The organism is Xenorhabdus szentirmaii DSM 16338 (assembly GCF_002632585.1).
GTDB classification, from domain to species: Bacteria; Pseudomonadota; Gammaproteobacteria; order Enterobacterales; family Enterobacteriaceae; genus Xenorhabdus; species Xenorhabdus szentirmaii.
Genome location: NZ_NIBV01000002.1, coordinates 1930604 through 1956026 on the forward strand (window position 1 = coordinate 1930604; position 25423 = coordinate 1956026).

Below are 25423 nucleotides of genomic sequence, written 5' to 3' on the forward strand. Positions count from 1 at the left end.
AAATGTTGATGCTATTTAAAGAACTTAACAAAAATCATGTATCACTCTGGGTCTGTGAAAATAAGTTAAAACTGGCATATACAGGGGATACTCCCCCTGTTCAGCTGATTGATGAAGTTAAGCAGAAAAAAGACAATATATTAGCTTTTCTAAATGAAAAACGAGTTTTTTCTGAAGAAGCATTCAAGGATTTTATTTTCCGCAAGAATATTGCCAGTGAGCATCACACTAATTCGGGGGTTTCTGCCCCCACCGCCAAAAATGCAATTGAAGCGATATTCCCGGCTACCAGCTTGCAACAGGGATTTGTTTATCACTATCTGGCTCAACCGCAGGATGATGCTTATCGTGTGCAATTGCTGCTGGATTATCATGCCAATGTTGATTCAGCCATTTATCAGCAAGCATGGTTGCTGGCTTCACTGCGATTTCCCATCCTGAGAACTGCCTTTGATTGGGAAGGGGAAATATTGCAGGTAGTCACCGCGAATCACAGTATTGATTCGAAAAACTTTACCACCAAAGATATCAGCCAGTTAGCAGAAAAAGACCGAAACGAAGCGATTGAGGCGATCCAACAACATGATCGCGCCCAGCCTTTTGATTTAAGTCGGCCCGGTTTAGTCCGTTTCACTTTTATCAAACAGGAAGAACAGCTCATCACCGTGCTGATCACACTGCATCATTGCATCATTGATGGTTGGAGTTACCCCATTTTGTTGCAGGCAGTCCATAAGTATTACAACGAACTGGCACAGGGATGTTCGCCAAATATCGTGGCAGATAAAGCCTATCTGGCAACCCAACAATATTATCTGGATCATAAAGCAGAAACCGAAGCTTACTGGCGTGAACGCAAATCACAATTCCACTCAATGCATGTCCACGGAACGAATGACTTATCACCCTTGTTAAGTCATCGCGTTGATTTAGCAAAAATAAAAACCGTTGAGAAGCCTGCCGGTCAGATCCTCACGATACAAGGAAGTCCTTACGAGCAACTCAAGGATACCTGCCGGGAACAAGGCATTACCCTGAATGTGGCACTGCAATTTGCCTGGAATAAACTCCTGCACAGTTACACCGGCGATGGGCACACCATTGTCGGCACGACCGTTTCCGGACGCGATGTGCCGGTGGAAGGCATTGAATCCAGCGTTGGCCTGTATATCAATACCTTGCCGTTGATGGTGCAATGGGAGCAAACAGACAGCATCGCGGCGGTGTTGCAAAACATCCAACAAGATATCGCCGCCCTCAACAGCCACAGCACAGTTTCGCTATCCAGCCTGCAATCCAATGGCGAACGCTTGTTCCACAGTTTGCTGGTCTTTGAAAACTACCCGCTCCCCGAAGCGAGCGAAAATAAGGAAGGCATCGGGCATACTCTGACATTCCGTCGTGCCATCGAAAAAGTGGATTATCCGGTATTGCTGATGGCTTACACGCACGATAACCGTTTGGTCATAAAATTCAGCTATGGTGAAGACTGGCTGACGGAAAAACAGGCCCAACGTTTGCTGTGCCAGCTTGAACGCATTTTGCACGCAGTGGCATACACCCCGAACCTGCAGCACTCATCAATAACCCTCCTCAGTGAAGAAGAGCGCCATGCCCTGCTGGACAACTGGAACCAGACCGCAGTGCCTTATCCGCAGGACAAGACCCTGCAACAACAGTTTGAAGCTCAGGCAGCCCAGCGCCCCGATGCCATTGCCGTTATATTTGAAGAGCAAAGGATCAGCTATGGCGAACTCAACCGGCGCGCCAACCGTCTTGCTCACCATCTGATTGCGCTGGGCGTGCGACCGGATGACCGGGTCGCCATTTGCCTCGAACGCAGCCCGGAAATGGTGGTGGGGATACTCGCCATCCTCAAGGCCGGCGGAGCTTACGTACCGCTTGATCCGACCTATCCGGCGGAGCGACTGGCCTATATGCTCGAAGATTCCGCCCCCGTGGTTTTTCTGACCCAGACAGCACAGGCCGGGAAACTGAGCAGCACCGTTCCTTCGATGCTGCATGATAAAATGGTATTGCTTGATGCTCACGCACCACGCTTTGAAACTCTGCCGGACACGAATCCGGATACACAGGCCTTGGGGCTGACGTCACGCCATCTGGCCTACGTGATTTACACTTCCGGCTCTACCGGGCAGCCCAAAGGCGTTATGGTGGAACACCGCAGTGTCCTTCGTCTCACCAGCAATAATGGCTTTGCTGACATAGGCCCCGATGATTGCATTGCCCATTGCGCCAATATTTCATTTGATGCCGCGACATGGGAAGTCTGGTCCGGATTAGTCCATGGTGCCCGTATCCTGCTGATCCCGGAAAAAACCCTGTTGCATCCCGCTGAATTTGGTCAGTGCCTGTCATCGGAAGGTGTCAGCGCGCTGTTTCTGACCACCGCCCTGTTTAACCAATATGCAGGCTTGATTGCCCCGTCGTTGTCCGGACTGCGCTATGTCCTGTTCGGCGGTGAACAGGCGGATAACCGATCCGCCATTCGCCTCAGGGCAGAACATGCACCAAAGCATCTGCTGCATGTTTACGGGCCGACAGAAACGACCACATTTGCCACCGCTTATGAGATCCCATTGATTGAAAGTGAAGACAAAAAACTTCCCATCGGGCGGCCAATCGGCAATACCCGCATCTATATTCTGGACAAACAAGGCCAACCCGTTCCTGTCGGCGCGGCCGGTGAGATCCACATTGGCGGTGCTGGCGTTGCCCGGGGTTATCTGAATCGCCCTGATCTGACCGCAGAGCGTTTTCTCCCTGATCCGTTCTCACCGCAACCGGACGCCAGAATGTACAAAACCGGCGATCTCGCCCGCTGGTTGCCTGACGGCAATATAGAATACCTGAGCCGCAATGATTTTCAGGTCAAGCTGCGCGGTTTCCGCATTGAACTGGGAGAAATCGAAAATGTGCTGACAGCTCACCCACAAGTCCGGCAGGCGGTCGTGATTGACTGTGACTATAACGGCCATAAAGGGCTGGCCGCTTATCTGATCTCAGAAGGGGCATTGTCAGATGACATGCTGATCCAGCATTTATCTGATCGGCTGCCGGAATACATGATACCCGCCAGCTTTACCCGTCTCGAAAACCTGCCCCTGACCCGAAACGGCAAAGTGGATCGCCACGCCCTGCCCAAACCCGCCCTTGGGGATCACGATAATTATGTTGCCCCGCGCAATGCACTGGAAACGCAGTTATGTGCCATCTGGCAGGAGGTCCTGAAGCTGGAACACATCAGCATTGACGATAACTTTTTCCGCATTGGCGGGGATTCGATTGTCAGTATCCAGCTGGTTTCCAAACTGCGGCAGGCGGGCTTTGCCCTTCAGGTGAAATCGATTTTTGAAGCGCCCACTGTGGCTCAATTATCACAATTGTTGCTCCAGACTTCCGCCACGGACAAAATCGTTGCAGAACAAGGCCTGTTGAATGGAGAGTTTGACCTGTTGCCTATCCAGCAGGACTTCTTCAACTGGCATTTGCCAAGCCCACACCATTGGAATCAGGCGTTCATGATCCGTCTGCCCGGCAATATCCACTATGCCGCGATTGAACAGGCGCTGACCACCCTGACCGGGCGGCATGACATGCTGCGTGTCAGCTTCAGCACGCCCAAGCCTGACACAATAAATCCTGCCGGAACAATCCAGAAGCATCGCCAATGTTATTCCGCCAACATGCCGCCTTTGCTTCCCGCGTTACTGCATTGTGATGTCAGCACATTGAATGATGTGGAGAAACAGCAGCGATTAACCCAATGGCAAAGTGGCTTTGATTATTGTACCGGGCCATTGTGGCAGGCAGGCCACCTGACCGGATATGCGGATGGCAGCGCCCGTCTCTTCTTCGCCTTCCATCATTTGATTATTGATGTCGTGTCATGGCGGATCATTGCTGAAGATATACGCAGGCTATTGCAAGGTGAAACGCTGCCGGCGAAAACCAGCAGCTACCGGCAATGGGTCAATGCCGTTCACTGCTATGCCCACAATACTTACAATGCCCATAAGGCCCACAAGGCTCATAATGCAAAAAGCCAGCAACAGGAAATCGCCTACTGGCAGCAAGTTGTTGCAGGAAACACCGCCCATCCGGTTTCAGGCAAAGCCAGCCACCACATGCTGGATATTTCCGCGGAACTGACTGACATCCTGCTGCGTGAGGCCAATTCGGGTTATCAGACTGAAATTAATGATTTGCTGCTCAGTGCGCTCACACTGGCATTGCAAGCCGTTTTCTCAAGCCCCGTCAATCACATCACACTTGAAGGCCACGGTCGGGAAGCCATTGATGACACATTGGATGTTTCAGAAACCGTGGGCTGGTTTACTACCATGTACCCTGTTCGTCTGGCTATGCAGGATGAGATTGCTGAGACGATTATTCACACCAAAGAAATGCTCCGGGCAGTGCCAAACAAAGGCATTGGCTATGGCGCATTGCGTCAGGTCGGATATTTGACCGGAAATTTACCGGCGATCAGTTTCAACTATCTCGGTCAGTTGGGCGGTGAAACCGGACAAGATTGGTTACTCACCAGCGATGAGTGCGGAATTGCAGTGGCTGACGATAATCATAGCCATTTGTTGCTGAATATTAACGGCCTGATCCAAGCAGGTACTTTGCAATTCAACGTCAGTTCCCGTTTGCCGGAAGCACAGACAACCACATTTATCACCGCATTTGAGCAGGCACTCCATTCGGTCATTACCGCGGGCCAAAAGCAGGCTCAACTGGGCGGGATAAGAACACCAAGCGACTATGGCATTGAAGGGGTTTCAACCCGGCTTTTGCGTCATCTTCAGCAGAAATACCCGATTGAAGCGCTGTATCCTGCCACCAGCTTGCAACAGGGATTTATCTATCATCATCTCACCCAGCCGCAAGATGATGCCTACCGCGTACAATTGCTGCTGGATTACCACACTGATTTGAACATTACCGCTTATCAGAAAGCATGGTCGCTGGCCTCACTGCGTTTTCCCATTCTCAGAACGGCATTTAACTGGGACGAAGAGGTGCTGCAAATTGCAACCGAAGGGGCAAGTATTCGTGCGGAAAATTTCGGGATCAACGATATCAGCCAATTGTCCGAAGAAGAACGGAACAGCGCAATTAATGCGATCCAACAACATGACCGTGCCCTGCCGTTTGATTTCAGCCAGCCCGGATTAATTCGCTTTACCGTCATCAAACAGCATGAACAGTTGGTCACTGTCCTGATCACAAAGCACCACGCGATTATCGATGGCTGGAGCAATCCGATTTTACTGCAAACCGTGCATGAGTATTACAACGAACTGGCACAAGGCCGTACTCCGCAAATTGTGGCAGATCATGCCTATCTGGCAACCCAGCATTACTACCTGCACCATAAAGCAGAAATTGAAGCCTATTGGGCTGAACGCAAGGCACAATTCCACGGCATCAATGATCTCTCGGCTTTGTTAAGCCATCATGTTGATTTGGCACAGGTAAAATCGATAGAACGCCCGATGGAACAAACTGTCACCCTGCAAGGGGATGCTTATCAACAGCTGAAAAAAATGTCCCGGGAACACGGCATTACATTAAATGCCATGTTGCAATTTGCCTGGCATAAACTGCTGCACAGCTACACCGGTGATGAACAAACCATTGTCGGCACCACAGTCTCCGGCCGCGATGTACCGGTAGCGGGGATTGAATCCAGCGTTGGCCTGTATATCAATACCTTGCCGCTGATGGTTCAGTGGGACAAAGCCAACAACATTATCAGTGTGCTGCAGGAAATACAGAAAGATATCGCTTCACTCAACAGCTACAGCGCCGTATCACTCACCAATTTACAATCTGGCGGAGAACGGCTATTCCACTCCTTACTGGTTTTTGAAAATTACCCCGCCCCTGTTATCGGGGATAATTCGGCCGATGGAAGCGATAACGGGAACAACACTCGTATTGAGAACAGATTAACGTTCCGCAATGCCATCGAAAAAACCGATTATCCCTTGTCACTGATGGCTTATGAGCCGGACAACAGCCTGAAAGTCATATTGAGTTATGGCGAAGAGTGGATAACCGATAAACAAGCGCAGCGCTTGCTTGGTCAGATTGAACGTATCCTGTGTGCCGTCGCCAGCGATCCATACCAGCCACACACATCAGTCACGTTCCTCAGCGAAGAAGAGCGCCATACCTTGCTGCATACTTGGAATCAAACTGACGCTGCTTATCCGCAGGACAAGACCCTGCAACAATTGTTTGAAGCTCAGGCAGAAAAAACACCGGATAACTTGGCACTGGAATTTGCGGGAGAAACGCTCACCTACCGTCAGCTCAATGAGCGGGCAAATCAACTTGCCCATGTCATCCGTAACCATTACCAACAACGATTTAATGCCCCCATGCAGGCAGATACCCCCATTGCCCTTTATCTTGACCGCAGTCTGGAAATGGTGGTCAGTATTCTGGCAGTGCTGAAAGCAGGCGGGACTTATGTGCCCATTTCACCGGAATATCCGGCGGAGAGAGTGCAATTTATTCTGTCTGACATTATTGCACCTTGTATCATTACCCAACAGCAATATAGGGCGACATTGGCAAACTACAGCCAAATTCTTTCAGAACACCCTATATTAATTCCTGCGGATGAGCAGACAGCCACAACCGCGCTGCCAGTGGAAAACCTGACACCGATAAATAAATCTACCGATCTGGCGTATATCATCTATACCTCAGGAACTACAGGTCAACCCAAAGGGGCCATGATTGAGCATTCCAGCGTCAGTAATCTGGCTCAATTTATTGCCCGGACACATTCACTGAATCCGCAAACCAGAACGTTGTTTTTCTCCAATTATGTCTTTGATGCTTCTGTTTTTGAGATCTTCCCTGCCCTGCTGGCAGGCAGTTCCCTGTTTATTGCCCCGATAGCGGTGACAAAAGACAGTAATCAACTACTGACATTCATCAATATGCATGAAATTACCAAAGCGTTTATTCCAACCGCTTTGATGAACCATTTTTCCGCGCCATTACTCCGGTCGACTTTGCAGACTATCCACACCGGCGGCGAAACGCTGAATGCGCTGGATCTGCATTCGGGTGTGACCGTATTCAATCAGTATGGCCCTACTGAAATTACCGTTTGCGCCACTCAATGTTTATTGCAGGGCCGGGAGCGGCCCATCGGTAAAGGCATCGACAATACCCGTTTGTATGTTCTTGATGATGAAGGCCATCCCGTTCCTATCGGTGCGGCGGGAGAACTGTATATCGGCGGAGCCGGTCTGGCCCGGGGATACTGGAATCGGCCCGAACTGACCGCTGAGTATTTTGTAGCAAACCCATTTGCGACAGCGGAAGATACAATCAAAGGCTACACCCGTCTGTATAAAACCGGAGATGTTGTACGATGGTCGCCAAATGGCAACCTTGAATATCTGGGACGCAACGATTCTCAGGTCAAAATCCGCGGTTATCGCATTGAATTGGGGGAAATTGAAACGGCTTTATCCACACATCCACAAGTCAAACAGGCCGTCGTGATTGACCATGAACATAAAGGAAACCGTATACTTGCTGCCTATCTGGTCACAGAAGTTGCAGATGGCGAATTGTCTGATGAGAGCCTGATTAAGCACCTTTCCGCCCGTTTGCCGGAATATATGGTACCCGCCAGCTTTACCTGCATTGAAGCGGTGCCATTAACACTGAATGGCAAATTGGATCGCCGTGCCCTGCCAGAACCTGTCAGGGGAAACCGGGACAGTTATGTTGCACCGCGCAATGAACTGGAAACCCAGCTTTGCGCTATTTGGCAGGATGTTGTGGGATTGGAACAGGTCGGCATTGAAGATAATTTCTTCCGCATTGGCGGTAACTCCCTGATGGCAATCAAACTGACCACAGTCATGCGCAATCAACTGGAAGTGGACATTCCCTTAAATATCCTGTTTAGCCATAAATCGATTGCCTTATTATCGGAATGGCTAGGATCGGGTCATTTAACATCCGGTTTACTGAATGAGTTAACCCCACAATCGACGGCAAAAAATAAGTTATTTATGATCCATGCCGCCAACTGCGGCAGTGAAGTCTATGAACCTCTGGCAAATGCCTTATCTGATAGCTATAACTGTATCGGCATCGATAATTATAATCTTTGTGCAGAGGATAAAATCGACTCATTGCAACAGATAGCGCAAATCTACATGAAGTTAATGTTAACCGAAACGTCCATTGATGAGCCTATCCGTATTTTAGGCTGGTCATTGGGGGGGCAGTTGGCGATGGAGATGGCTTTTCAATTTGAGCAACTCGGTGCAAAAGACATTGAGTTATTTTTATTGGACACCATCATGAACAATGATGAGATAAAAGAAATTAGAAATAATCTGGATATGTCATCTATAGACAAACAAATTACAAACATTTTGCATGAAAAAGGAGCAAGCGATACTTATATCCATAAAGTGCTGGAAACGGTTCCTATTGAAAGCAGAATGGCCAATTGTGATTTAAGCGGGAAATTGGCACACTCAAAAGTCACTTTATTTAAGGCAGGTAAAATCAACCCATCCCATCAAGAAAGCGTTGAATTATTGATATACCAATTAATAGAAAAAACTCCGGACAATAATGTTTCACAATGGGTAAATACGCCATTGGAGATGGTATTGCTGGAAGATTGCCATCATGAAAACATTATTAATGCCATTGAGTTAATCAGAAAAGAAATACTGAAAACACCGCATTAACAGATAAAATACATTAAATTTTGACTAATGAAGCCAGTAATGCTGGCTTCATATTTTCTTGCGATATAAGAACTTTTAAGCGAAAAAGAGAGCAATATATCCTCAATAGACTCATTTATTATCATTTTTTCTAGTGGCCGCATATTTTATCTCTCTATTTTTATTGGGTTTCGTCAAAATATTTACCTCCTACGAAGGCTAATATCAATCAATTTTTCCAAAAAAATGAGTTTAATCGTTTTATTTTTTGTTAGAGAAAAATCAGCTTATTGGCAATTTATTCTATCAGAATTCTGTTGATACTTTATATTCCACCAAAAATAGAGAAAAATTGGACTTAATTGGTTAATTAATTTTATAAATTGACGTGTAAAATAAATAACCTTAACTAGCCAAGTGCCCTTTTCATTCAGCATAATACCGAACTCTGGTGGATAAGATATAAGTAAAACTCAATGAAAAACAATGACAAAACGGAGATATAAAGATGGCAGGTAAAGCAGTTATTCTCTTAAACGACACCACAGATCATGGTGGTAAAGTGATAACCGCCATTGGCGGTTATACCTACCAAGGTGTACCTGTTGCAGGCGTAGGCGATATGGTTGCTTGCCCAACATGCTTGGGGACATATCCAATTGTTGAGGGAACTGAATTGTTGAAGTCTCAAGGCAAACTTATTGCGCTGGAAGGAATGAAAACAGCTTGTGGCGCTAAACTCATTGCTAGCCAAAAAGATTTTCTCGCTTAATTAAATGCATATCCGCCTTATTTTATCAGGCGGATAAACTCAAAATCAGACGAAAACCAGATTTAGTTGATTAATTAAATTGCAGACAGATCTATGAAGTTAATCAGTTAACAAAAGGAGCAGTTCCTTATGATGGCGCTGGTATAAAAGCTTTTATTAATGGCGCAGAAAAACCTAAAGAGATGAAAGAGTTTTTAAATATTATCGACTATAGACCATTCGACATGCTTCTCTCCCGAATGCCATACTCATGTCAATGAATACAGTATCATTATCATAACCGATGGAGACAATTCCCCCTTTTTGTAGCGTAATATAAAACTCGTCAAGTAATGTCACTGATAATGACGTATGTTCTCCATACTTTTTCTCTACGGCTTTACTTACTGCCTTAATATGGTCATCACCAACACTAATTTCTAACCTGCTAAACTTTCCATTAAAAAAAATGCCACTGCTCTACGCTTTGTGTTAGCAAACGAAAAGTCAGGGCATGAATAAAGTGATATTCCTTTTGATTGAGAGAAATCGACTGGTTTTCCTTCTTCAAAATGGCATAATTTTTTCGCAAAGAACTCTTTTTCTGTCATACCGAATTTTGCATCTTTGTACCCATCAACCGCCATTGCATTAAAACTAATCATTCCCAATGCAAATATCATTGCCAATTTTTCATGTTATCTCCTTTTATCTTAGGCAATGATAACGATAAAGTTTGGTATCCCCAACTTTTGGTATCCCCAACTTTTGTTATCCCCAACTTAAAGTTTTATCAATCCCTTGAACGTGAAAGAGAATGGGAATAAGTAAAAATCACCTATCTGATAATGATCATTAATCATCTTGACAGACAATTTCAACCGGTAAACACAGAAACGACTTTTCCCTTTAAATCAGAAGCGAGCCAACATTCCCAATAAAATCCCGACCACACCATAATCCGCATCACTGAATGTGGTATTGGCAATCCCCATATCGCCCAAAACAGGCAGTAAAAATGCAGGAAGAAAGGTAATCAGCATTCCCTGTGCAAACGAACCCAATATTGCCCCCCTTCTTCCTCCCGTTGCGTTGCCGAACACTCCCGCGGTTGCACCAACAAAGAAATGTGCCACCACGCTGGGAATAATGACACTCAGGTTGAATATATACTGGTCAAATATATAAAGAAGGAACATGCCAACCACGCCTGCGGCAAAACTACTCAGAAAGCCAACCAAAACAGCATTGGGGGCATAAGGAAAAACGACCGGACAATCCAGCGCAGGTTTGGCGTTTGGCACTAATTTATCGGAAATGCCTTTAAAGGCCGGAACTATCTCGGCAATCACCATCCTGACACCTTGCAGGATAATATAAACGCCCGCCGCAAAAGTGATGGATTGCATCACGGCAAACATAACGCTATTTTTTCCGCCGCTGACCTGCCTGACAAAATCATCCCCCGCAAATAGGCAGGTAATGATAAAAATAATCGCCATAGTAAAAGAAATGGCAACCGGTGTATCACGCATAAATAATAAACTTTTCGGTACGTTCATTTCCTCTGTGGAATAGGCTTTATTGCCCAATCGACTGCCGATAAATCCCGACAAGACGTAAGAAAGCGTTGAAAAATGCCCGAGCGCCACGTCATCTGAGCCTGTTATCTTTTTCATGAAGGGATGGGCGATGGCAGGGAAGAATACCATTGATCCCCCCACAACCAATGAACCAATCGTAACCAACTTGATGCCGTTAATGCCTGCCGCTGACAGGATAACCGCCACCAGCATTGACATAAATAAGGTATGGTGCCCTGTCAGGAAAATAAATTTCCATGGCGTGAAACGGGCAATCAGAATATTGATAATCATCGCAAAAAACATGATCAATGCCATCTCTTTGCCAAGACTCTTCTGTGCGATGGAAACAATGGCTTCATTGCTCGGAACAACGCCATGAACGCCAAAAGCATGTTGGAAGATAATAGAAAACCCGCTCAATGCATGGATGATGACACCTGAGCCAGCCCCCAGAATAACAAAACCCAGAATGGTTTTTATTGTCCCGGTTATGCACTCAATCACCGGTTTTTTCTGAAGAATTAATCCGAGTAAGGCAATTAAACCGACTAAAATAGCCGGCTCTGACAGAATATCGTTCATCAGGAAGTGAAAGAAATCCATATTCATCTCCGATTACAATTTAATTATTTCAAACAGTACCGCAGATAATCGGGCTTTCATCGCGGATTTATCCAACATATTTTCCAATGCAATAATTTTCCCATCGACATTTTGTGTGATGAGCTGTTCGGCAATGTCTTTTGTGCCAATAAAAATATCACTGGCAGTGCCTTTGGCTGAGCCTAAATCAATATGTTCGACATTCGCTTCCACACCTAACTCTTTCAGAATGTTCTTGATACTCATTTCCATTATCAAACTTGTACCTAAACCATTACCGCAAACAATTGTGATTACCATGATATTTTCCGCCATGTCATAAAATGTGGGTCAATAGTCCTGAATAATAGAAAAAATCTCATCCTGACTACCGGAGTACATGAGTTGACTGATTTCTTTTGAATCATCAAAGAGTTCAGCCAGCTCGGCGAGTACTTCAATGTGACTATTGCTGTCTGTTGTGGCAAATACGATCAATAACTTAATCGGGTCATTATGCCCGGAACCAAACACCACACCTTCATGGAATACCGTTAAACTCAAAGCAAGTCGATTGGCGCCTTGTTCTGGCCTGGTATGCGGGAGGGCAATACCCGGACCAATCACATAATAAGGGCCGATTTCTTCATGGGAACGATAAATGGCATCCACATAACGTGATTCAATCGAACCATTGTCAATGAGTGGCTGGCAGGCTATTGCAATCGCCTCACGCCAGTCTTTCGCAGCGGGGACCCATTGAATGACATCGTAGGTCAATAGTGTTTTCAGCATCACATTTCCCTCGGGCAGGAAGATAGAAGAATGAGTAAAAGAATAGTCACTGCAAACTCAACATATCGACGGAAAAGAATAAAAAGCACAATAATTCGGGGTCAGTCACACTATTAATCACACGTTCAATAAATACAAGATAAAAAAATCCCCGGAGGGTAAGCCCGGGGATTGATGGTTTTTGTTGATGATGGTTTATTTGTGTATTATCAACGAACTAAATGCAAAAAGTGAATATGCTTCTCGTATTGATCCAAAATATCATGGATGATTTGCTCTTGTGTCCATCCCATCAAATCGTAATCCTGCCCGCCTTCTTTCAGGTAAACTTCCGCACGGTAGTATTTTTGTTCCTCGTTTTTTTCCTCGTCTTCCAGACCAGCCAAGGCAAATGCAGGCTGAATATAGCCTCGTAGACGAACTTCATATACGAAATTGAAGTTGTCACCAAAATCCACTTCAAAATGAATGCGATCCTCAACCTCATCATTGATCACAACGATTTTGTTTTGCTTTTCCAGCTCTTCTGCCACCATTCCCATGGCCTGCTGGATTATTTCGCTCATAAAGCGTTTCACCTGCGAGCGCTTGGGGTAATAGACAATATTTCTCAACCTTCGCTGCCAGGGGATCGGGTTGCGACTGGCAGGAGGGGCAATCGTCGTCATTTGCTGACTGTCTTTTTTGTAGGCATCGACCCGCAATGCTTTAAGCAGGCCATAGATCGAAATCAGCAAGACGATTGAGAACGGCAATGCGCTGGCAATGGTGACAGTTTGCAAGGCAGACAGACCACCTGCCATTAATAATGCAATGGCGACAACCCCCATCAACCCAGCCCAGAAGATCCGCTGCCAGACCGGCGTATGCTTCACGCCGCCAGATGCCAGTGTATCTACCACCATAGCACCGGAATCCGCTGAGGTGACAAAGAACATGACAACCATCGTCATCGCAATAAACGACAGCACAGTAGGGAACGGGAAATATTCCAAAAAGTTAAACAAGGCCAGAGAGACATCTGTCTGTACAACGTGCGCTAATTCTTTTGCGCCTTTATTGGAAATCAGCTCAATCGCGCTATTACCAAAAGCCGTCATCCACATCAGGGTAAAACCACTCGGAACGAACAGGACACCTGTCACAAACTCTCTGATTGTCCGGCCGCGGGAAACCCGCGCGATAAACATACCCACGAATGGGGACCATGAAAGCCACCATCCCCAGTACAGCAATGTCCATCCTCCCAGCCAGTCACTGGATTTGGGTTCATAGGCATATAAATTAAAGGTTTTACTGACAATTTCTGAAAGGTAACCGCCGGTGTTTTCCACAAAGGATTTCAGCAACAAAACGGTCGGCCCCAACGCCATGACCAAAACCAACAATAAAACGGCCAGGCCCAAATTCAATTCGGACAGAATGCGAATGCCTTTATCCAGACCAGAAACAACGGAGAGAGTCGCTAATGCGGTGATGATGACAATCAATAAAACCTGCACAGGGCCATTGATAGGCAAACCGAATAAGTGGTTGAGGCCCGCGTTGACCTGAAGAACGCCATAACCCAACGAGGTAGCGACACCAAATACGGTACCTATAACAGCGAAAATATCCACGGCATGACCAATCGGCCCATAAATTTTATCGCCAATAATCGGATACAGCGCCGAACGCAGTGTTAAAGGCAAACCGTGTCGATAACAGAAAAATGCCAGAATCAACGCTACAATGGCATAAATTGCCCACGCATGAAGCCCCCAATGGAAGAAAGTTAGTTTCATCGCTTGCTTTGCAGCTTCGATACTTTCGGGCGTTCCCACCGGAGGAGAAAGGTAATGCATGACAGGTTCAGCCACGCCAAAAAACATAAGCCCAATTCCCATACCCGCAGAAAAGAGCATAGCAAACCAGGAAAAATAACTGAAATCTGGTTCAGCGTGGTCGGGGCCCAGTTTTATATTGCCGTACCGGGACAAGCCCAGATAGGTCACCGAAAGCAAAATCAAAGCAACAGCCAGAATATAAAACCAACTGGCATTCAGAAAAATGTCCTGCTGCAAGGCTTTGAACCAACGGTCGGCAAGTTCGGGTTTCAAACCAGCGAATGTCACCAGTGCAATGACTAAAAACGCCGAGAAGAAAAAAACTGGTGGGTTAATGGAAGTTTTAGTCTTTACCTGACCAGTATTATCTTGACTCATAATTATCCTTCAAAATTAGTGTTCGACACTATCTCCTGTTTACTCCTAATAAGCAATTTTTGCAGAGATCCCAAATAAATAAGTGCAACCATAACAATTGGTTACACACCTCGCAGACCTATTGTGAGTATAAATCACGCAATCCACATTAAAGGCAACCTTAACATAAAAGTTGACATAACTGTACTTAGATAGAGGTAATTGGGATAGAGGTAATTGGCAAATCGGGTTTTGGACGTTTTGGACTTCGTTGAGAAGGTATTCACATGACGTACAAAACGAAACCCATTGAATATATCCACCTGTCCATTCGCCTGCACGCTACGCTGTCAGTGCGGGTGGAGCAACACCATTTCAGGCCTGCTATGCCATTTCATATCTGGCACAATTAAATAAGTGCCATATTAATTTCCAATCGGAAAAATAAACGGTATTGAATCGAGTGCTGAAACTTTTGGTACTGTTTTTTAAATATACCCAACATTTTTCAATATCCCAGTTAATGGCTTGAAACCAGTCATTGGCAAAGTTGGGGTATTTCTCCAAAAGAGATCTTAGTTTCACTATGAATGCACGTATTTCAACTAACGGTTATTCTCCACAGTAATCTTAAATAAATTACATAACTGGCATAATAAAAAACAGTGTCTGACTGAAATTTTGTATATTTTACTACCCACTGTAAGCAGGCAATTAAGCGCCTAAAAGAAAAACCCCAGTCAATAATGGCTGGGGTTTTAACATGATTGAGTAATTTATTACCTTACAGCACGCTCTTCGCCTGCTGAACAATCTCAATCAGGGGTTGTGGCCAAACACCAAGGATCAATACCAACAACCCGGTGAGCAACACAACAATCCCGCCCGCAGTAAATGCCCAGTTATGTGGCGTATCACGGTTCAGTGCCTTTGGTGCCGGCAGATACAAACTCACCATGACACGCAGGTAGTAATAAAGACCGATGGCACTGCCCAGCACAACCGCGCCAGTCAGCCACCACAATTGAGCTTCAACACCCGTTGCGATAACGTAGAATTTACCGATGAAACCGAAGGTTAATGGTATTCCCGCCAGTGACAGCATCATGATGGTCATAACGGCGGACAGGATCGGTTTATGCCAGAACAGGCCGCGGTATGAGAACAGCGAATCTGCATCCGGCCCTCTGTATGGGCTGGACATCAGGCTGACGATACCAAATGCGCCGATACTGGCAAGCAGATAACCAACCAAATAAACGCCTGCGGTTTCTTCCGCCAGAGTATGATCTTTGATGGCAACTAATACCACCAGCAAATACCCAAGATGCGAAATGGATGAGTAACCCAGCAGACGCTTGATGTTGCTTTGAGTCAGGGCCAGCAGGTTGCCAAACAAGATGGAAGCGATGGCAATGACAGTCAGCACAATGCGCAAGGTTTCACTGTCGGTCACAGGTGCTGCAATGAATAAACGCATAACGACGGCAAAGATAGCCACTTTACTCGCTGTCGCCAGAAAAGTAGATACCGGTGCGGGTGCACCCTGGTAAACATCCGGTGTCCACAATTGGAAAGGCACGAGGGAAAGTTTGAAGCCCAATCCCACCAGCATCATGCCCAATCCCGCCAGAACCAACGGTTCATGCAGTTTGCTGTCGCTCAGGCTTTTACCCAGTGATGCAAAGGATAAGTCGCCGGATTCAGCATACAGCAGCGCAATACCGAATAGCAGGAATGACGATGCCGCAGCCGATAACAACATGTATTTGATACTGGCTTCCAGTGAACGTTTCTGACGATAGGCATAACCTACCAAGCCAAATAATGGCAGTGTGATCAGTTCAATCCCGATAAACAACGCTGCCATATGGTTGGCGGAAGAGAGTAAGATCCCCCCCACTGCGGCTATCAGCACCAGAAGATAAAACTCTTCTTTGTTGTCGGGATAGTTCTCCAGCCATGAATAGGCAAATGTTGTCGTTGCAAGGCTCGCAATCAGTACAAGGGCCGTATAGAACATCGCAAAGCGATCAACATGGAGCAGTGGCGTAACATCCATCGGCTCTTGTTGCCCGACAAAATAGAGAGAAAAAAGGGCCAGATTAAGCCCGATGACCGTCAGGGTGACATTGGTGAAATGATCGCGTCGCCACGCAATGGACAGCATCACAACCACCACCGTCAATCCGACGATCAATAGCGGCAACAGTGCGATCAATTGTTCAGTAGTTATTGTCATGGCGAATTACAGCCCTGTAGTTGAAAGTGAAGCTGAGTACCAATTCTGGATGTTACTCATCGCGGCGGCTGAGGTATCAAGGATTGGTTGTGGGTAAACCCCCAAAAGCACCAATAAGACGACCAGCAGCAGCAGAATTGAGATTTCTCGGGCATCCATCTGTGGCAAGGGTTTATCCGTCTTTGGTGTTCCATAGTAAGCCTTCTGCATCAGGTACAGTGCATAGACAGACGCAAAAACCAGACCAAATACGGAGACGGTGGTAATCAGGGTAAATTTACTGAAGCTGCCGAACAGGATCATGAATTCACCGACAAAGTTACCGGTTCCCGGCATCCCCAGTGTCGCGGCCGCGAAAAACAGAGAGATCGCTGGCAACAGTTGAATTCTGCTCCACAAACCACCCATCTGGCGCATATCACGAGTATGCAGGCGTTCATATAACTGACCACACAGAATGAACAGACCCGCAGCGGACAGGCCATGCGCAATCATTTGGATCACTGCGCCCTGATAAGCCAATTGGCTTCCTGTGTAAATGGCGATAAGAACGAAGCCCATGTGGGAAATACTGGTATAAGCAATCAGGCGTTTGATGTCGGTCTGGCTGAACGCCATCCACGCACCATAGAAAATGCCAATCACACCCAGCCACATAGCAATCGGCGCGAAATTCGCAGAGGCTTCCGGAAAGAGTGGCAAACTGAAACGAAGTAAACCGTATGCCGCTGTTTTCAACAAGATCCCCGCAAGGTCAACGGAACCCGCCGTTGGTGCCTGGCTATGGGCATCCGGCAGCCAGCCATGCAGGGGAACAACCGGCATTTTCACCGCGAATGCAATGAAGAAGCCCAGCATCAGCAGGTACTGAACGGTATAGGACATTGGTGTATTCAACAGATCTTGATAGTTGAATGACCATTCTCCCGTTGCATCATGGTGAACAAAAGCCAGTGCCAGAATCGCAATCAACATCACCAAACCACTGGCCTGGGTATAGATGAAGAATTTCGTTGCCGCCGTAATACGGGTTTTGCCTTCTGAACCTCTGTGACCCCACAGGGCTATCAAGAAGTACATCGGAACCAGCATCACTTCCCAGAAGAAGAAGAACAGGAACAGGTCGATAGCAAGGAAAACCCCCATCACACCGCCAAGTATCCACAGCAGGTTCAGGTGGAAAAACCCTTGGTATGGCTGGTTTTCATTCCACGAACAGAGGATAGCCATCAGACCCAGCAGCGCCGTCAGCACGACCATCAGCAAGGAAAGACCATCCAGTGCCAGATGAATGCTGATACCGAAACGAGGTATCCACGGCAAAACAAACTCCAGTTGCCATTGTGGAATACCCTCTGGGTTGGTAAGTGTATAATGACCCTGCAACCACAGATACAGAGAGAGTAACAGCGTCAGCCCCATCGCGAGAAGCGCTATCCAACGCGGCATACGGGTGCCGAAGCGCTCCGCCTGCCAGCACAGCAGGCCTCCAATGAAGGGCAGAAGAATTAGCCAAGTTAATAGCATGGCGCAATGTGTCCCTTAATTAAACCAAAAGCAGCAGAGCTAAAACCAGCACTGCACCCAACCCCATAGAGGTAGCGTACCAACGAACCTGTCCGTTTTGACTCCAACGTAACCCTTTATTGCCCCAACGTGACAATATGGCAGGTATGTTCATCAGTGAGTTCAAAGGATCATTTTGCAACAAACGGGTAATGCCTTTGAATGGTTTCACCAATACCCAATCGTACAGCGCATCAAATCCCCACGCATGGAACCACCATGTCGAGAAGAAACGACCCGGCGCACTGTTTGCAGTGGCATTAACCACACTGCGTTTACCAAGATACAACGCTGCCGCCAGCAAAATACCGACAACGGCAACCACACCAGAAATGATTTCCAGTGCCATTTTGCCATCGTGCCCTGAATGGCTTTCTGGCAGGACACCTGACAGTGGAAGCTTGATAAAGATACCGCCGATAAAGGTAGACAGCACCAGCAATACGGACAGTGGCAAAGTATGGGTAATGCCCTTGACAGGATGTGCATGGGTATTTTCTTCGCCGTGGAACACAATGAAAATCATGCGGAAGGTATACAAGGAGGTCATAAATGCCCCAACCAGCCCCGCCAGCATCAGGTTCATATGACCATTCGCCAGAGCGCCCCACAAGATTTCATCTTTACTGTAGAAACCGGCGGTCAATAATGGCAGAGCCGACAGTGCTGAACCACCCACGATGAAACAGAGGTAAACAAACGGAATGCGCTTGCGTAACCCACCCATTTTGAAGATGTTTTGTTCATGGTGACAAGCCAGGATCACTGAACCAGAAGCCAGGAATAACAGTGCCTTAAAGAATGCGTGGGTCATGAGATGGAAAATGGCCGCATCCCACGCCTGTACCCCCAATGCCAAAAACATGTAACCAATTTGGCTCATGGTTGAATAGGCCAGCACGCGTTTGATGTCGGTTTGTACCAGCGCGGCAAATCCTGCCAACAATAGGGTTACAGCACCAATGATCCCCACCAGATGCAGAATGTCTGGCGCCATCAGGAACAGTGCATGGCTGCGGGCAATCAGGTAGACACCCGCGGTTACCATGGTTGCGGCGTGGATCAAAGCAGAAACCGGTGTCGGGCCTGCCATCGCATCTGCCAACCATGTTTGCAATGGCAACTGCGCTGATTTACCCACTGCGCCACCCAGAATCATCAGGGTTGCCCAAGTGATTGCGGTTGAGCCAGCTTCAATGTGCTGCGGGGCCAATACCGCCAACTCGCGGAAACTCAGCGTGCCTAACTGGTCGTAGAGGATAAACATGCCGATGGCAAGGAACACGTCCCCCACGCGGGTAACAATGAACGCTTTCATTGCCGCCGCGCCATTGGCCGGGTTTTTGTAGTAGAAACCGATCAACAGGTAACTGCACAGGCCAACCCCTTCCCAACCGAGGTACATCAGCAGCATGTTATCTGCCAGCACCAATACCACCATGCTGGCGATAAACAGGTTGGTATAGGCGAAGAAGCGGGAATACCCCTCCTCGCCCCGCATATACCATGAAGCGTAAACGTGGATCAGGAAACCGACGCCGGTCACAACACCCAGCATGGTCATCGACAGGCCATCCAGTACCAGATTGACAGGAATGCTGAAATCTCCCGCATCCATCCAGTTCCATAATGTCTGCTCGAAAACCTGTCCCCCTGCTCCATTCTGGGTAACAAAATCAATCCCGACCCAGAGTGTGATTAATGCTGCCAGGCCAACCGAACCACTTCCAATGGTGGCTGACAAATTTTCAGACCAGCGGCCACGGGAAAATGCCAATAGCAGAAATCCCAACAGTGGCAGCAGAATAGTTAAATAGAGTAAGTTCATCCGCGCATCTCACTGACTGTATCAATATTCAGATTTTGGCGACGACGGTGCAACTGTAGTAACAGTGCCAAACCGATGCTCGCCTCGGCTGCTGCCAGCGTGATGGCCAGAATATACATCACCTGACCATCAGGTTGGACCCAGTAACTGCCGGCAACCACAAATGCCAGCGCTGAAGCATTGATCATAATTTCCAGCCCAATCAGCATGAATAACAGATTGCGGCGGATAATCAGGCAAGTGAAGCCCAATGTAAACAGAATGGCCGCCAGAATAAGGCCATGGTTTAACGCGATCATGATTGATCCTCCGCTCGGTTGCTGATGACTTCGCCCTGTCGGTTTTCACGGCCAATGTGGTAAGCCACCACCAACCCGGCCAGTAACAGCAAGGATGCCAGCTCGACGGCAAGCACATAAGGACCAAACAGGCTGATACCGACTTCTTTGGCACTCACGACGCCCCCTCTGATGACAACCGATGGCAGTGTATTGATGGCATAAACCAACACAATCAGCAGGACAACAGACAGAATGGACGGGCCAATCCAGGCCCTGGGTTGCAGCCATGAACGCTCTTGGTCAGCAACCGATTTCCCCAGATTCAGCATCATCACAACGAAGACGAACAACACCATGATCGCCCCGGCATAAACAATGATTTCCAGCGCACCGGCAAAATAGGCGCCGAGGGAGAAAAACACGATGGACAATGCCAGCAAGGACGTAATCAGGTACAAAAGCGCATGAACCGGATTCGTGTGGGTTATCACCCTAAGTGTTGCGAGGATGGCAACCAGCCCTGCGACATAAAATGTAAGCTCCATGAATATCGCTCCTTACGGCAACAGGCTTTTAACGTCGATAGGCTTGGCTTCGTTCTCGGCTTCGCCCTTATCTTTGCCGTCAATTGCCATGCCCGTCTTGCGGTAAAAGTTATAGTCAGGGTATTTTCCCGGCCCGGAAATCAGCAGATCTTCTTTTTCGTATACGAGATCTTGACGCTTGAATTCACCCAATTCGAAATCTGGCGTCAACTGAATGGCTGTCGTTGGACAGGCCTCTTCACACAAGCCGCAGAAAATGCAACGCGAGAAGTTGACGCGGAAAAATTCCGGATACCAGCGACCATCTTTATGCTCGGCTTTTTGCAGTGAGATACATCCCACCGGGCACACGGCTGCACACAGGTTACAGGCAACACAACGCTCTTCACCGTCAGGATCACGCGTCAGAACGATGCGCCCACGGTAACGGGGTGGCAGATAGACTGGTTCTTCCGGATACATTTGCGTTTCGCGTTTATGGAAGGCATGAAGCCCTATCATCCAAATACTGCGTACCTGGGTGGCGAAACCGACCACTAACTCTTTCAATGTCATGGTTCAATCACCCCTTTATTGAGCGTTGTATAAAATCACTGCGGCAGTTGCCAGCATATTGAGTAACGTTAACGGCAGGCAGACTTTCCAGCCAAACGCCATCACTTGGTCATAACGCGGGCGCGGTAATGAAGCACGGATCAAGATAAACATCATCATGAAAAATGCTGTTTTCAACGCAAACCAAATGAATGGGGGCAAGAGAGGCCCATTCCAGCCACCGAAAAATAACGTGACGATTAAAGCGGATACCGTCACGATAGCGATGTATTCCCCCACGAAGAACAAACCGAATTTCATGCCGGAATATTCGACGTGATAACCATCGGCCAATTCCTGCTCTGCTTCCGGTTGGTCAAAGGGATGACGGTGACATACTGCCACACCGGCAATCGCAAAAGTCAGGAAGCCAAAGAACTGGGGAATGATATTCCAGACATGTTGCTGTGAATTGACGATATCCACCATGTTAAAGGAGCCGGCCTGTGCCACAACCCCCATCATGGACAGGCCGAGGAAGACTTCATAACTCAGTGTCTGTGCTGATGCGCGCATCGCCCCCAACAGGGAATACTTGTTGTTACTTGCCCAGCCTGCAAACAACACGGCATAAACCGCCAGACCCGCCATCATCATGAAGAACAGGATACCGATGTTCAGGTCTGCCACCATCCATGTCGGACTCACCGGCACGATGGCAAAGGCCAGAAGCAACGAACAGAACGCAATGACCGGGGCCAGAGTAAAAATGGCCCGATCAGAAAAGCGTGGTGCCCAGTCTTCCTTGAAGAACATTTTGATCATGTCTGCAACAAGCTGCAATGAACCGCCCCAGCCCACACGGTTTGGCCCGTAACGGTTCTGGAACAACCCAAGGATACGGCGTTCAAAGAAACTCATGAATGCCCCGCAGATCACCACAACCAGAAGAATGGCCACCGCTTTCAGTACGGCAATCAGAATTTCAACCACGCCGGGAGTAAGCCAACTCATCATGCAACCTCCCGTAAGTTATTGACTGATTTGCCTGCCAGAACCGGAGGGATGCCCTGCATTCCGAGCGGCAAACCAACTTGTCCCTGAACCAGATTGCGACTCAGGCGTACAGTTAAACGCAGTTGCTGTCCTTCACATTCAAATTCCATGACAGCACCTTCTTTCACATTCAGGTTTTCCGCATCCCTATCGTTGATCATCACATAGGGTTCAGGCATGCGTTCCTGAATCACATCAGCACGCTGTGACAGTTCATCACTGCCGAACAGATGGAAATAAGGCGCGACGAACCATTGGTTATCCTGCGCGGTGAAAGCCGCCGGAATGCTGTCAAAGTAGTTCAACCCGCCATCAACCGTTTCAATCAGGCGCACTCCCGGATCACCGAAACGCAGTTTACCGCCTACTTCAGCCTGGAATTTATTCCACGCTTGTGGGGAGTTCCAACCCGGAGCCCATGCAAACGGGATTTGCTGACGCTGAGCAAATGGGCTGTTATTCCCTTCCATTGAGAAGGCAAAGGCGGTGTCGATATCTTGTGGCTGACGCTGCTCATGAACGCTGACATCTGCCAACATGGCAGTACGGCCGCTGTAACGATGAGGAGAACGCGCCAGTTTTTGCCCGCGGATGCGGAATGTGGCATCGGGTGCTGCATCAACGATGCCTTTGAACTGCGGCATGGCTTTGACACAGGCTTCGATGACATGGTCAAGTTGCGTCCAGTCAGTCTGGCATTGTGTATAGGTGGTGTAGAGAGAGTGCATCCAACGCCAACTTTCCAGCATCACGATGGATTTGTCATAGAATGACGGTTCGTAAACCTGGAAATAACGCTGGGCACGACCTTCCTGATTGACCAGTGTGCCATCACTTTCAGCAAAACTGGATGCTGAGAGAATCAAGTGCGCTTTATCCATAATGGCTGTGCGCTGATGATCAACAACAATCAGGTTTTTCAGGCTATCCAGTGCACAGTCAATTTTGTCCGCTGGCGCATGACGATAGAGATCGTTTTCCACCACAATGGCAGTATCTGAATCTCCCTTAGCAATACGCTGTAACGCCGCATCCAGTGGCTGCGCTTCCATCATCGCCAAACCAAGGCTATTGGCATACGCGGCGACATAAGTCAGGCCAACATTCGCCCCTTTGTCTTTCAGTGCCCACGCAATGTTTGCCGCAGCCTGAATCAACGTGTCGCTGCCCGGGTTGCTGCCACTGATAATCAGTGGTTTTTTCGCATCACGCAGAGCTTGTGTGATGATTTCGACTTTCGCCTTTAGTTCATCCGGCAAGTCGTTGACAGCAGGGGCAATGTTGTTCAGGGCATGGGCGATGGCAAAGCCAAAGCGCGCCTGATCATCAACTGGTGCGTGGTAACTCCATGCTGCTACATCATCCAATCGGGTATCATCGACGCTGGTCAGGAACAGCGGATATTTCGCACGCTGGCCGATGTTCATGATCGCCGCAATTTGCCAATCTGCCACTTTCTGGGCAGCAGCCATCTCACGTGCCTTGCCTTTCACCGCCTGACGCACAGACAGTGCCATGCGAGCCGCAGTCTGAGTCAGGTCTTCACCCAATACCAGTACCGCATCGTAATCTTCGATTTCACGCAGGGATGGCGTATAAACTCCGCCTTGCTGGAGAATTTCCAGCATCATATCAAGGCGGTGCTGCTCTTCCGCCGCAATGCCGCTGTAGAAGTTTTCCGCCCCGACCAATTCACGCAACGCAAAGTTGCTTTCAATGCTGGCACGCGGAGAGCCGATACCAATGGCGTTTTTTGCCTGACGCAAAATATCCGCACCACCCTGCATCACCTGATCCGCGTTCAGGGAAATCCACTGATCCCCACGCAATTGTTGTGGCTGGCGAGGACGATCATCACGATTGACATAACCGTAACCAAAGCGGCCGCGGTCACACATAAAATAATGGTTGATAGTGCCGTTGTAACGATTCTCTATCCGGCGCAATTCACCATAACGCTCTCCGGGGCTGGTATTGCAACCGATACTGCATTGCTGGCAGATACTGGGAGCAAACTGCATGTCCCACTTACGGTTATAGCGTTCTGAATGCGTTTTATCGGTGAACACCCCTGTAGGGCAAATTTCAACCAGATTACCGGAAAATTCGCTTTCCAGCGTTCCGTCCTCAGGACGGCCAAAATAGATATTGTCATGAGCCCCGTAAACGCCAAGATCGGTTCCATCCGCATAATCTTTGTAGTAACGGACACAACGGTAACAGGCGATGCAACGGTTCATTTCATGCGCAATAAATGGCCCCAGCTCCTGATTTTTATGGGTGCGCTTGGTAAAACGGTATTTGCGGAATGAATGCCCCGTCATGACGGTCATATCCTGCAAATGACAGTTTCCCCCTTCCTCACAAACAGGACAGTCATGAGGATGGTTGGTCATCAGCCATTCCACGACACTTGCGCGGAATTGCTTTGCTTCTTCGTCATCAATGGAAATATACGTGCCGTCTGCCGCAGGTGTCATACAAGACATCACCAGACGACCGCGTGTATCTTCCGCGTTCTGATATTGCTTCACCGCACACTGGCGGCAAGCGCCAACGCTTCCCAGCGCTGGATGCCAGCAAAAATAAGGTATATCAAGCCCCAATGAGAGGCAGGCTTGCAACAGGTTATCAGCCCCGTTTACATCATAATCTTTGCCGTCTACATGTATCGTAGCCATAGTCAGCATGCTTCCCAATGGCCTGCCGTGGCAGGCGTTAATC

General features: G+C 47.9%; 16 protein-coding genes. 3 read left to right on the forward strand and 13 right to left on the reverse strand.

What is annotated here, in order from left to right:
• The first annotated feature begins 2 nt into the window (after nt 1-2).
• Together Xsze_RS18035 and Xsze_RS18040 are read left to right on the forward strand one after the other, a co-directional pair.
• Nucleotides 3-8771 (forward strand): non-ribosomal peptide synthetase, encoded by an 8769-nt coding sequence (locus Xsze_RS18035; protein ID WP_051462365.1) that lies wholly within the window; start codon nt 3-5, stop codon nt 8769-8771.
• A 487-nt stretch (nt 8772-9258) separates the two neighbouring features.
• On the forward strand, nt 9259-9522 hold the full coding sequence (locus Xsze_RS18040; protein ID WP_038237070.1) for a PAAR domain-containing protein: 264 nt from the start codon (nt 9259-9261) through the stop codon (nt 9520-9522).
• A 419-nt stretch (nt 9523-9941) separates the two neighbouring features.
• On the opposite strand, the gene Xsze_RS18045 is transcribed toward Xsze_RS18040, so the two are convergent.
• The 5 genes from Xsze_RS18045 to betT form a co-directional block, all read right to left on the reverse strand.
• Entirely contained in the window at nt 9942-10190 is a 249-nt protein-coding gene (locus Xsze_RS18045; RefSeq protein ID WP_141557189.1) for a hypothetical protein, read from the reverse strand.
• 225 nt (nt 10191-10415) lie between these two features.
• Nucleotides 10416-11690, reverse strand: a complete 1275-nt coding sequence (locus Xsze_RS18050) for a PTS ascorbate transporter subunit IIC (protein WP_038237075.1) — start codon at nt 11688-11690, stop codon at nt 10416-10418.
• 12 nt (nt 11691-11702) lie between these two features.
• Nucleotides 11703-11990, reverse strand: a complete 288-nt coding sequence (locus Xsze_RS18055; protein WP_038237078.1) for a PTS sugar transporter subunit IIB — start codon at nt 11988-11990, stop codon at nt 11703-11705.
• Nucleotides 11991-12020: 30 nt separating this feature from the next.
• Complete coding sequence (locus Xsze_RS18060) at nt 12021-12464, reverse strand: PTS sugar transporter subunit IIA (protein ID WP_038237081.1); 444 nt, start codon at nt 12462-12464, stop codon at nt 12021-12023.
• Nucleotides 12465-12673: 209 nt separating this feature from the next.
• Complete coding sequence (gene betT / locus Xsze_RS18065) at nt 12674-14668, reverse strand: choline BCCT transporter BetT (RefSeq protein ID WP_038237084.1); 1995 nt, start codon at nt 14666-14668, stop codon at nt 12674-12676.
• A 266-nt stretch (nt 14669-14934) separates the two neighbouring features.
• Between betT and Xsze_RS23145 the strand changes: the two genes are divergently transcribed.
• Nucleotides 14935-15060 (forward strand): hypothetical protein, encoded by a 126-nt coding sequence (locus Xsze_RS23145; RefSeq protein ID WP_255296538.1) that lies wholly within the window; start codon nt 14935-14937, stop codon nt 15058-15060.
• 371 nt (nt 15061-15431) lie between these two features.
• Here Xsze_RS23145 and nuoN read toward each other — a convergent pair whose 3' ends face one another.
• The 8 genes from nuoN to nuoG are packed head-to-tail and all read right to left on the reverse strand — an operon-like array spanning nt 15432 to nt 25380.
• A complete protein-coding gene (gene nuoN / locus Xsze_RS18070; protein WP_038237086.1) occupies nt 15432-16889 on the reverse strand; it encodes an NADH-quinone oxidoreductase subunit NuoN in 1458 nt (485 codons plus the stop codon).
• 6 nt (nt 16890-16895) lie between these two features.
• Nucleotides 16896-18416, reverse strand: coding sequence for an NADH-quinone oxidoreductase subunit M (nuoM, locus tag Xsze_RS18075; RefSeq protein WP_099138027.1), 1521 nt, complete (start codon nt 18414-18416; stop codon nt 16896-16898).
• 19 nt (nt 18417-18435) lie between these two features.
• Entirely contained in the window at nt 18436-20283 is a 1848-nt protein-coding gene (nuoL, locus tag Xsze_RS18080) for an NADH-quinone oxidoreductase subunit L (protein ID WP_038237089.1), read from the reverse strand.
• Entirely contained in the window at nt 20280-20582 is a 303-nt protein-coding gene (nuoK, locus tag Xsze_RS18085) for an NADH-quinone oxidoreductase subunit NuoK (protein ID WP_038237091.1), read from the reverse strand. Before nuoK ends, nuoL begins: the two co-directional genes overlap by 4 nt.
• On the reverse strand, nt 20579-21109 hold the full coding sequence (gene nuoJ, locus Xsze_RS18090) for an NADH-quinone oxidoreductase subunit J (RefSeq protein ID WP_038237095.1): 531 nt from the start codon (nt 21107-21109) through the stop codon (nt 20579-20581). Before nuoJ ends, nuoK begins: the two co-directional genes overlap by 4 nt.
• 12 nt (nt 21110-21121) lie before the next feature.
• A complete protein-coding gene (nuoI, locus tag Xsze_RS18095; protein ID WP_038237098.1) occupies nt 21122-21664 on the reverse strand; it encodes an NADH-quinone oxidoreductase subunit NuoI in 543 nt (180 codons plus the stop codon).
• Between the two features lie 15 nt (nt 21665-21679).
• A complete protein-coding gene (gene nuoH / locus Xsze_RS18100; protein WP_038237172.1) occupies nt 21680-22657 on the reverse strand; it encodes an NADH-quinone oxidoreductase subunit NuoH in 978 nt (325 codons plus the stop codon).
• Nucleotides 22657-25380, reverse strand: a complete 2724-nt coding sequence (nuoG, locus tag Xsze_RS18105; RefSeq protein WP_099139023.1) for an NADH-quinone oxidoreductase subunit NuoG — start codon at nt 25378-25380, stop codon at nt 22657-22659. The genes nuoH and nuoG overlap by 1 nt, the downstream gene beginning before the upstream one ends.
• Nucleotides 25381-25423: the final 43 nt, after the last annotated feature.